The organism is Janthinobacterium sp. GW823-FHT03B06 (assembly GCF_058796955.1).
The window spans coordinates 951413-961590 of sequence record NZ_JBXAJE010000001.1 but is presented as its reverse complement, the minus strand read 5'-3'; the positions used below and the strand labels follow the sequence as shown (position 1 = coordinate 961590).

Below are 10178 nucleotides of genomic sequence, written 5' to 3'. Positions count from 1 at the left end.
AACACTGCTGTAGTACATAGTTTTGTCATGGTAAGACCAAGGAGGCATGTCCTTGTTGACCGTTCTCATGGCGACCTACAATGGCGCCGGCACCTTGCCCCAGGTATTGCGCGCCTACATGGGCTTGCGACCGCCCGTGGGCGGCTGGCGCCTCGTCATCGCCGACAATGGCAGCACGGATGCCACGGCCCGGGTGATCGCCGCCTTCCGCGGCCGCTTGCCCCTGAGTTCCGTCCACGTGGCGCGGCGCGGCCGCAGTCCCGCCCTGAATGGCGCCGTCGAGCACGCCTTGCGCCTGGGCGGCGATGGCAGCGAGCTATTCGTCTTTGGCGACGACGACGCCATGCCCGCGCACGACTGGCTGTGCCGCTTGCAGGCCTGCGCGCGTGCCCACCCCGGCTATGCCCTGTTCGGCGGCGCCATCGTGCCCGCCTGGCGCGAGCAGCCGGCGGACTGGCTGCTGCGCCTGACCCCGGTCGGTTTGACGTGGGGCATCACCAGCCCCGATTTGCGCGACGCCCCCATCTATCCGGGCCTTGTGTGGGGCGCCAACATGGCGATACGCCGCCGCATCTTCGAGGCGGGCGCCCGTTATGACGAAAGCATCGGCCCGCAGGGTGCCAATTACGCCATGGGCAGCGAAACCCGGCTCAACCTGGAGATGCATGCGGCCGGCAATCCGTCCTGGTTCTGTCCGCAAGCGCGGGTGGCGCACATCATCCGCGCCCCGCAAGTGCAGCGCGCCTGGATACTGCGCCGCGCCATGTTGTTCGGCCGGGGCCAGTGCCGGCTGGCGACCCTGGCGCCCAGCGTGGAATTGCTGGGCGTGCCGCGCTGGATGCTGGGCAGATACGTGCGCGATACGCTCGGCGCCGTGCGGGCCTGGCTGCGGCGCGACCACGCCGACCTGTTCCTGCGCCAGTGGGAACGGGCCTGGCTGCGCGGATTTTTCCATGAAGCGTGGCGCGGACGTAGAAAACGCTTGCCGCGCATCGTCATCAGCAGTTATTCGGGCGAGCTGGGCGGCATGGAGCTGCGCATGGCGCAAGAGGCGAGCATGCTGGCCGCGAACGGCTACGACAGCGTGCTGGCGCTGCGGCGCTTTCCCGGTTTTACTGCCTGGGTGCAAGGCTTGCGTGCGCAGCATCTGCAGGTGCGCGTGTATGAACCGCCCCTGTTTATCGAACACTGGGCCTGGCGGCGCTGGAACTGGCTGCGCGCCAGGGTCACGGGCGCGTGGCGGCTGCGGCGGCTGCGGCCGGACCTGGTCCACGTGGCGTTCTGCTGGACCAGTTACGGCGCGTCCATCCTGTGGCTGGCGCGGCAATGCCGGCTGCCGGCCGTGATCAGCGTGCACAATGCGTTTCCGTTGGAAGCCTTCAGCGCCTGGCAGCGGCCCCGGCTGCAGGAAGCATTCCGCACCGTCAAAGGCGTATATGCCGTGTCGCCGTCGGCCATGCGGCATTTCCTCGACCTGTACCGCGACATGCTGAGCCCGGAAACGCGGCTGGCCGTCATTCCCAATGGCGTCGATACGGACACGTTCATCGTCTCGCCCGAGCGGCGGATGCTGGCGCGCAAGCAGCTGGGGCTGCCGCCGGACGCGCTCGTGCTCGGCTGCGTGGCGCGATTGTCTGCGCAAAAGCGTCCGCAAGCGCTGCTGGACCTGTTCGCCAGGCTGGCGCCGCAGTTTCCCCACTTATATTTAGTGCTGGTCGGCACGGGGCCGCTGGAAGCGATGCTGCGGCTGCAGGCGCAGCAGACGGGCTTGCAGGACAGAGTCGTGTTTGCCGGTTTCCGGCAGCGCGTCGAGCTGCTGATGCCGGCCTTCGACCTGCATGTACTGCTGAGTAAGAACGAGGGCTTCGGCATCGCCACCATCGAGGCCATGGCCTGCGGCGTGCCGGCCGTGGGGACGGACGTGCCGGGCACGCACGATATCCTGCACGACAGCGCAGGCGGACTATTGCTGCCGCTTGAAGACGAGCACGCCGCCTGCGCGGCCGTGGCGCAGCTGCTGATGGACGCGCCCCGGCGCGCCCGCATGGGACGGCTGGCGCGCGAGGAAACCGTGCAGCGTTATTCGATGCCGCGGCTGGAACGCCAGCTGCGCGCATTTTACGCCGGCCTGGTGTAGGCGCGGGCGGCCCGCATGAGCGCCACCCGCCATTCGTTTTTCTTTTCGTTTGCCGAAAAATACACGGTGCTGCTGCTGGGCATCATCGCCACCATGGTGCTGTCGCGTCTGCTGACGCCGGCCGAGGTCGGTGTGTATTCGCTGGGGGCCGTGCTGGTGGCCTTGGCGCAAGTGGTGCGCGACTTTGGCGTGGGGCAATACCTGATCCAGGAAAAGCGGCTCGATGCCGTGAAACTGCGGGCCGCGCTGGCGACCAGCCTGCTCGTCGCCTGGCTGCTGGCGGCCCTGGTGCTGCTGGCCAGCGCGCCGCTCGCGCATTTCTATGGCGAACCACGGCTGACCCTGGTGCTGCGGCTGCTGTCGGTCAATTTCCTGTTGATTCCGTTCAGCGCCTTGACCTTGCCGATGCTGCGTCGCCAGCTGCGCTTTCGCGCCATTTACGCTATCAATGCGGCCAACAGCGTCGTCAACCTGCTGGTGGCCGTGCTGCTGGCGCTGCAGGGCTACAGTTATATGAGCATGGTGTGGGCGGCGCTGGCCGGTTCCTGCGCTTCGCTGCTGGTGAGCCTGCTGGTACGGCCCCGCGAACTGCCGTGGCTGCCGGGACGGCGCGGCATGGGCGATATCGCCCGCTTTGGCGCGTATGCGACGGGGGGCGGCCTCGTCGACGAGGCGGGCGTGGCGGCGCCGGACCTCATCATCGGCAAGCTGATCGGCATTGAAAGCCTGGCCCTGTTCGGCAAGGCGCAAAGCGTGCTCAATATCTTTAACCAGGCCATTACCAGCGCGATTTCTCCCGTCGTGTTTCCCCTGTTCGCGGCGCGTGCACGGGAAGGGGGCGGCCAAGGCGGGCAGGGGGGAGCGGAACGCGTGTATTTGCGTACGATCAGCTACATGACGGCGCTCGCGTGGCCGTTTTTTCTCTTTCTCGCCTGCATGGCTTTGCCCCTGGTCAAGGTGTTGTACGGCACGCAATGGATCGGATGTGTGCCCTTGATCCGCATCATGTGCCTGTCCTCGGCCGTGTATAGCATGTTCAGCATGGCCCGCTACCTGTTCGTGGCGACGGGCCAGCTGCATGCGCAGGTGCGGCTCGATGCCTGGGCTGGCGCCATCAAAGTAGCGCTGCTGCTGTCGGCGGCACCGTTCGGCCTGGTAGCGGTGGCCTGGGCCGTGGTGCTCAGCAACGTGCTGCGCAGCTGGCTCAATTACGGCTGCCTGCGGCGCTTGAGCGCACTCGACTGGCGCATCCTGGCGCGGGCCTTGCGCAAGAGCCTGCTGCTCTGCGGCTTTAGCGCCGTCGCGCCCGTCGCTTCGCTGCTGTGGCTGCCTGCCGATACGCCGGCGTTGCTGGCGCTGGCAGGCACGGCGCTGGTCACCTTGCTGTGCTGGCTGGCCGGTCTGTTCCTGTTGAAGCATGAGCTCGCTGGCGAATTTCTGTTATTGCAACGCAAGCTGGCCGGCCGTTGGCTGGCCGTCAAATGCACGAAAGGATGACCATGCGTGTCGGTATCTTGTCCTACCCGATGCTGTTCCAGCGCGACGGCGGCTTGCAGATTCAGGTACGCGAAACCATTGCCGCGCTGAACCGGTTGCCCAAGCAGCCGGCGCGGCCCCTGGAGGTGCAGCTGGTGGACGCCAACCATGAGCGGCTGGCCGATTTCGACGTGTTGCACGTGTTTTCGGCGAGCAATGGCACTTACCGCATCATGGAAATGGCCAGTGAGCAAGGCGTGCCCGTGGTGCTGTCGCCGCTGATGGCGCCCAGCTGGAACCGCGCGAGCGCCTGGCGTGCGCGGCTGGCCGACCGCCTGGCCGGGCGCCTGACGGAATGGATGGTGCAAACGAGCTATGCGCAAACGCGGCGCGCCTTGCAGCTGGCCGATGTGGTGATCGCCCTGGGCCAGGCCGAGCGCGACGCTATCGTGCAAGGCTTTGGCTTGGGGGGCGACGCCATCCACGTCTTGCCGAACGGCATCAACCCGCATTTCTTCACGGCCAATGGCGACCTGTTCCTGCGCGAGACGGGCATCGCCGGGCCGTTCGCGCTGATGGTGGGCAGCATTTCGCCGTATAAAAACCAGCTGGGCCTGGCCCAGGCGCTGGCCGGCGCCGGCTTGCCCCTGGTGCTGATCGGCGCCGCGCCGCGCGAACAGCAGGCGTATCTGCAGCAATTGCTGGACTTGCCGCACGTCAGCTGGCTCGGCGCGCTTGACCACGCCGACCCGCTGCTGGCCAGCGCCTACCATGCGGCGGCTGTGGCGGCCTTGCCCAGCCAGGGCGAAGTGTTTCCCTTGAGCGTGCTCGAAGCGCTGGCGGCCGGCACGCCCGTCGTCATGACGGCGCAAAGCGCGCTCGATTTGCCCGATTCCGCGTTTGCGCTGCGCAAGGTGCGCTGGGACGACGGCGCCGCGCAGCGCCAGGCCATCCTCGAACTGCTGGCGCAGCCGCCCGAACGCGCGCGTGTGCAGGCGCTGGTGGAGCGTTTTACGTGGGAGCGGGTGGCGGCGCAGATCGTCGATTGTTACTACCAGGCGCAGTCGCTGCCTGCCAGGAGGCAACATGCTGTTTAACTCCTTCGCCTTTCTGTTCGGCTATCTGCCCATCGTGCTGGCCGGCTATTTTCTGCTGGACCGCCTGGCACCTGCCGCCGGCACGTCCGCCAGCTGGCGCCGCCTGGCCCCCGCGACGTGGCTGGCGCTCGCGTCTTTGTTTTTCTATGCATGGTGGGACGTGCGCTATCTGCCGCTGCTGCTGGCGTCGATCTGCGTCAATTACGGCGCGGGGCGGCTGATCGGCGCGCACGCGGGCGCGGCCCGCAAGCGCGTGCTGGTGGCGGCGCTGGCGCTGAACCTGGGGTTGCTCGCGTACTATAAATATGCGAATTTCTTCATCGACAGCGTGACCGCCGTCGCCGTGGCCACAGGCGCCGACGCCGCCGGCCTGCCGTGGCACGGTCTCGACATCATTCTGCCGATCGGCATCTCGTTCTTTACCTTCACGCAGATCGCCTTCCTCGTCGATTGCTACCGGGGCGAGGTGCGCGAATACCGTTTCATCCATTATGTGCTGTTCGTCAGCTATTTTCCCCACCTGATCGCCGGCCCAGTGCTGCACCACCGCGACATGATGCCGCAGTTCGCCGATCCGGCCAATGCCCATCCGCGCGCCGCCAATTTCGCCGTCGGCCTGTCGATCTTCACCATCGGCCTGGCAAAAAAGGTGCTGATCGCCGACAACCTGTCGCCGCTGGCCATCCCCGTCTTCGCGGCCGGCGCCCAGCCGACCCTGATCGAAGCGTGGATCGGCGTGCTGGCCTACACCTTCCAGCTGTATTTCGATTTTTCCGGCTATTCGGATATGGCCATCGGCCTGTCGCGCCTGTTCGGCGTGAAATTGCCGCTGAACTTCAACTCGCCGTACAAGGCGGCCAACATCGCCGACTTCTGGCGCCGCTGGCACATGACCTTGTCGCGTTTCCTGCGCGACTATTTATACATCCCGCTGGGCGGCAGCCGGCGCGGCGAAGTCATGCGTTACCGCAACCTGATGCTGACCATGCTGCTGGGCGGCCTGTGGCATGGCGCCGGCTGGACCTTCGTCATCTGGGGCGGCTTGCACGGCCTGTATCTGGTGCTGCAGCAGGCGTGGCAGCGGCTCTTCGGCGCGGCACCGGGGTACTGCTGGCTGCGCTGGTGGCCCGGCGTCCTGACTTTTCTTGCCGTCATGCTGGCCTGGATCTTCTTCCGCGCGCCCGACGTGGCCACGGCCTGGGATATAAGCGGCGCGCTGGTGGGCGCGAATGGCGTGAGCCTGCCGCGCGGCCTGGCCAGCCACGCGTCCAGCCTGGCGCAATGGGGCTGGCAGCCCGCATTCGACGGCATCCGCTGGATCGAACTGGCCGGTCCCGGCTTGCCTGTGTTGCTGGCGGCGATGCTGCTGGCTTTCAAGGCGCCGAACACGCAAGAAATATTCTTTCTCTACGAGCCTGCCATTGAAAGAATCTTTCAGCCTGCGGGGCGCTGGGCGTTCAGCTGGCGGCCCACGTCCCGCTGGAGCGTGGGCTTGGCCGCGCTGTTCGTCGCCTGCATCTTCGGCATGAACCGCGTCACCGAATTTCTTTACTTCCAGTTCTGAGCATGGACACCGCCGCCCGCCGCTACGTCATCGGTTTCTTCGCCTGCGTCTTCCTGGTGCTCGGCTCCGTCTCGCTCCTGAACTACCAGGTCGACCCCTACCTGCTGCACCAGTGGGACAGTCCCTTGGTGCAGCGCCCGCGCCAGCTGAACGAAAAGCTTGGCGCCTGGGCCAAGACCTATGCCGTGGCGCGCTACCGGCCGGCCATCATCTACATCGGCAATTCGCGCACGGAACTGGGCTTGCCGACGGGCGTGCGCGCCCTGTTTGACGGCAAGAGCATCTTCAACAGCGCGGTGTCCGGCGCCTCGATCGGCGACGCCATCCGTCTGGCCGAGCATGCGGCCAGGGTCAGCCGCGTCGAGACCATGGTGTGGGGCATCGACGCGCCCACGTTTTCCCTGGACATGGGAGCGGCGCGCGTGGAGGACAGCCTGACCGGTGCCCGGCACGGCTTTTTCGCCCGGCGCGCCCTCGTCAACCTGAAGCGCGGCCTGACCCTGGACATGACGGAGGACAGCGTGCGCATCCTCACCGGCAATGCCGGCGATGTCTGCCGCTCGAACCTGGCCTTGTATGGGCAGCGCGACGAGACCTGCACCATCAAGGGGATAAGGCATTGGCTGGGAACGGCAGACGCCATACCCGTGCGGCTGCAGGAATTCAGCGATGGCCTGGGGCCGACGCCACCCTCGACACCAGCGTTTGATGCCAGCATCGGCAAGCTGTGCCGGGGCGGCCTGCGCCTGCGCATGTACATCAACCCCACGCACGCATTGACCTTGTACGCGCTGCACTGGCGCGGCAAGTGGGATGCCATGCAGGCCTGGCAGCGTGGCCTGGTGCGGATCGTCGAGCGCCACCGCCTGCAGGGCTGCGACGTACGCCTGGTTGATTTTTCCGGTTTTAACAGCATCACGACGGAACCGACCCCGCTCGTCAGCGGCAAGCCCGACATGCATTATTACTGGGAAGTGTCGCATTACCGGGACAATGTGGGCCGCTTGATCCTGGCGCGCCTGTTTGGCGGCGGCACGCCGGCGCCCGCCGATTTCGGCGTGGAGCTGACGCCAGCCAACGTCGACGCCCACCAGGCCGCCATGCGCGCCGCGCGCGACCGCTATCGCGTGGAACATGCGCGCGAGGCGGCCTATACGCAGCAGGTGCTGGACGGGCCGCTGATCCGGCGCTGATGCAGGACGCCACGTACGCCATTTCTCCACTTTCGATGCTGACCATGGATACCACCGCCCGCCGCTACCTCGCCACCTTCTTTGCCTGTGCGCTGGCCGCGCTGGCCCTCGTTTCCGCCGTGAACTATCACGTCGATCCCTACTTGCTGCATCAATGGGACAGCCCGCTGCTGCAGCGATTGCGGCCGACGACGGAAAAACTCAGCGTGTGGGGCAAGACGTATGCCGTGGCGCGCTACCGGCCCGCCGTCGTCTACATCGGCAATTCGCGCACGGAAATGGGTTTGCCGGTGAACAGCATGCGTACTTTGTTCGATGGCAAGAGCGTTTTCAACAGCGCCGTCTCGGGCGCCTCGATCGGCGAGGCCATCCGCCTGGCCGAGCACGCGGCCAGGGTCAGCCAGGTCGACACCATGGTATGGGGCATCGACGCGCCCTCGTTTTCGTTGGAACTGGGCTCGGCCGGCGTGGAGCCGGGCTTGACGGACGGCGGCCCCGCGTTTTTCGCGCGGCGTGCCTTGCTCAACATCAAGCGCGGCCTGACTGTGGACATGACCCAGGACACATGGCGCATCCTCAGCGGCACCTATGACGGCGTGTGCCTGTCCAGCCTGGCCTTGCTGGGCCAGCGCGACCATGCTTGCATCACGGCCCGCAACCATGGCTGGGCCGGCACGGCGCGCGCCTTCAAGCCGCGCCTGCAGGAGTTTGGCGACGGCCAGGGGCCGACGGCGCCCGCGCTGCAGGCCTTCGAGGCCAGCGTCGGCAAGCTGTGCCGTGGCGGCACGCGCTTGCGCCTGTACATCAATCCCACGCACGCGCTCACGCTCGACGCCCTGTACTGGCGCGGCAAGTGGGACGCCATGGAAGCATGGCAGCGCGACCTGGCGCAGATGGCCGGACGCTACCGGCGCCAGGGCTGCGACGTGCGCCTGGTTGATTTTTCCGGTTTCAACAGCGTCACCAGCGAACCGATCCCGCAGGTGACGGGCGCGCGCGAGATGCGCTATTACTGGGAAGCGTCGCACTACCGCGACAATGTGGGCCGTTTCATCCTCGCGCGCCTGTTTGGCGGCGAGGTGCCGCCGCCGGCGGACTTCGGCGTCGAACTGACGGAAAGCAGCATCGCGGCCCACCAGGCGGCCACGCGGGCCGCGCGCGAGCGCTATCACGCGCAGCACGCGGAAGAAACGGCCTACCTGCGCCACGTGCTGACCTTGCCCCGCGAACCCAAATAGGACGTCGTTGGAACCAGACGTACGCCGCGTGGCAGGGGGCTTGCGCTATGATGATGTTTTGCCATCCAGCAAGTTCCAGGACACACCATGAAAATCGCCTTCTTTGCCAGCCAGCCCTACGACCGCCGTTTCTTCGATGAAGCCTTGCCGTCCCAGCCCGACGCGGCCGGCATCGAACTGGTCTACCACAGCGCCTTGCTGAGCCAGGAAACCGCGATCCTGGCGCAAGGCGCGCAGGCCGTCTGCGTCTTTGTCAACGACGTGCTCGACGCGCAAGTGCTGGAAGCGCTGCACGGCTACGGCGTGCGCGCCATCCTGCTGCGCTGCGCCGGCTACAACAACCTCGACCTGGAAGCGGCCCGGCGCCTGGGCCTGTTCGTTGCCCGCGTGCCCGCCTACTCGCCGGAAGCCGTGGCCGAATACACCTTGGCCCTCGTGCAGACGCTGAACCGCCACACGCACCGCGCGTATGCCCGCGTGCGGGAAGGCAATTTCTCGCTCGACGGCTTGCTGGGCGCCACCTTGCACGGCAAGACCGTGGGCATCGTCGGCACGGGCAAGATCGGCCTGGCCACGGCGCGCATTTTCAAGGGCTTCGGCTGCACGGTGCTGGGCCACGACCCGTACCCGGCGCCCGCGTTCGCGCAACTGGGCACGATGGTGGAATTGCCGCAGCTGCTGGCCGAGTCCGACATCGTCTCGCTGCATTGCCCGTTGATGGAGAGCACGCGCCACATGATCAGCGAAGCAACGTTGCCGCTGATGAAGAAGGGCGCCATGCTGGTGAACACCTCGCGCGGCGGCTTGATCGACACGGGCGCCGTCATCGAAGCGCTCAAATCGCGCCAGCTGGGCTCATTGGCCATCGACGTGTACGAGCAGGAAAGCAATCTGTTCTTCCAGGACCGCTCGTCCGACATCATCGACGACGACATTTTCCAGCGCCTGATGACCTTCCCGAACGTGCTGGTGACGGGCCACCAGGGCTTCTTCACCATCGAGGCGCTGCGCGAAATCGCCGCCATCACCTACCACAACCTGGCGTGCTTCCGCCAAGGCAATGCGTGCGAGAACAGCGTATTAACTGCCTGATGCCGGTTTCTTTGGCTTGGGCGGCGGCTTGGGTTTCGGCTGCGGCAAGGCGTCCGCCGTGCGCCGCGCCAGCTGGGACAACCAGTCGCGCTCGTCCCACAGCCCGCCATCGATGAGGAAATACGGCTTGGCTTGCGGGTAGGGCGGCGCTTCCTGCGGCGTGCCTTGCGCGGCTATCCAGGCGCGGCCCGCGTCCGTCGGCTTGATGAAGAGCTGGTCGTCTGCGACGATGGCGAACATCTTGCCGTCGCAATACAGGCCGTACTCGCCAAACATTTTTTTCGCGCTGATACCGCCCGCGCCCGCCATCTGGTCGAGCAAAAAATCCACCGTGCCTTGCTGTGATGCCATGTTGTCCTCCGTATCAAGGAATAGTGTAGC

The 10178-nt window shown here is 66.2% G+C and carries 8 protein-coding genes; 7 read left to right on the top strand and 1 reads right to left on the bottom strand.

Features of this window, described 5'->3' with window-relative positions:
- Nucleotides 1-52 precede the first annotated feature (52 nt).
- From AC1RBA_RS04430 to AC1RBA_RS04400, 7 genes are all read left to right on the top strand, one after another.
- Nucleotides 53-2137 (top strand): glycosyltransferase, encoded by a 2085-nt coding sequence (locus AC1RBA_RS04430; RefSeq protein WP_492416834.1) that lies wholly within the window; start codon nucleotides 53-55, stop codon nucleotides 2135-2137.
- Between the two features lie 15 nt (nucleotides 2138-2152).
- On the top strand, nucleotides 2153-3634 hold the full coding sequence (locus AC1RBA_RS04425; protein ID WP_492416832.1) for an oligosaccharide flippase family protein: 1482 nt from the start codon (nucleotides 2153-2155) through the stop codon (nucleotides 3632-3634).
- Nucleotides 3635-3636: 2 nt separating this feature from the next.
- A complete protein-coding gene (locus tag AC1RBA_RS04420; protein WP_492416830.1) occupies nucleotides 3637-4710 on the top strand; it encodes a glycosyltransferase family 4 protein in 1074 nt (357 codons plus the stop codon).
- Nucleotides 4700-6274 carry an MBOAT family O-acyltransferase gene (locus AC1RBA_RS04415; protein WP_492416828.1) on the top strand — a complete coding sequence of 525 codons (1575 nt, stop codon included), beginning with the start codon at nucleotides 4700-4702 and terminating at the stop codon, nucleotides 6272-6274. The genes AC1RBA_RS04420 and AC1RBA_RS04415 overlap by 11 nt, the downstream gene beginning before the upstream one ends.
- A gap of 2 nt (nucleotides 6275-6276) precedes the next feature.
- Nucleotides 6277-7467 (top strand): hypothetical protein, encoded by a 1191-nt coding sequence (locus AC1RBA_RS04410; protein ID WP_492416827.1) that lies wholly within the window; start codon nucleotides 6277-6279, stop codon nucleotides 7465-7467.
- 44 nt (nucleotides 7468-7511) lie between these two features.
- The gene (locus AC1RBA_RS04405; RefSeq protein WP_492416825.1) at nucleotides 7512-8705 is read left to right on the top strand and encodes a hypothetical protein; all 1194 of its coding nucleotides are present in this window, start codon (nucleotides 7512-7514) and stop codon (nucleotides 8703-8705) included.
- An 87-nt stretch (nucleotides 8706-8792) separates the two neighbouring features.
- Nucleotides 8793-9797 (top strand): 2-hydroxyacid dehydrogenase, encoded by a 1005-nt coding sequence (locus AC1RBA_RS04400; protein ID WP_492416824.1) that lies wholly within the window; start codon nucleotides 8793-8795, stop codon nucleotides 9795-9797.
- Here the strand turns inward: AC1RBA_RS04400 and AC1RBA_RS04395 are convergent.
- Complete coding sequence (locus AC1RBA_RS04395) at nucleotides 9786-10148, bottom strand: TfoX/Sxy family protein (RefSeq protein WP_492416822.1); 363 nt, start codon at nucleotides 10146-10148, stop codon at nucleotides 9786-9788. The genes AC1RBA_RS04400 and AC1RBA_RS04395 overlap by 12 nt on opposite strands.
- Nucleotides 10149-10178: the final 30 nt, after the last annotated feature.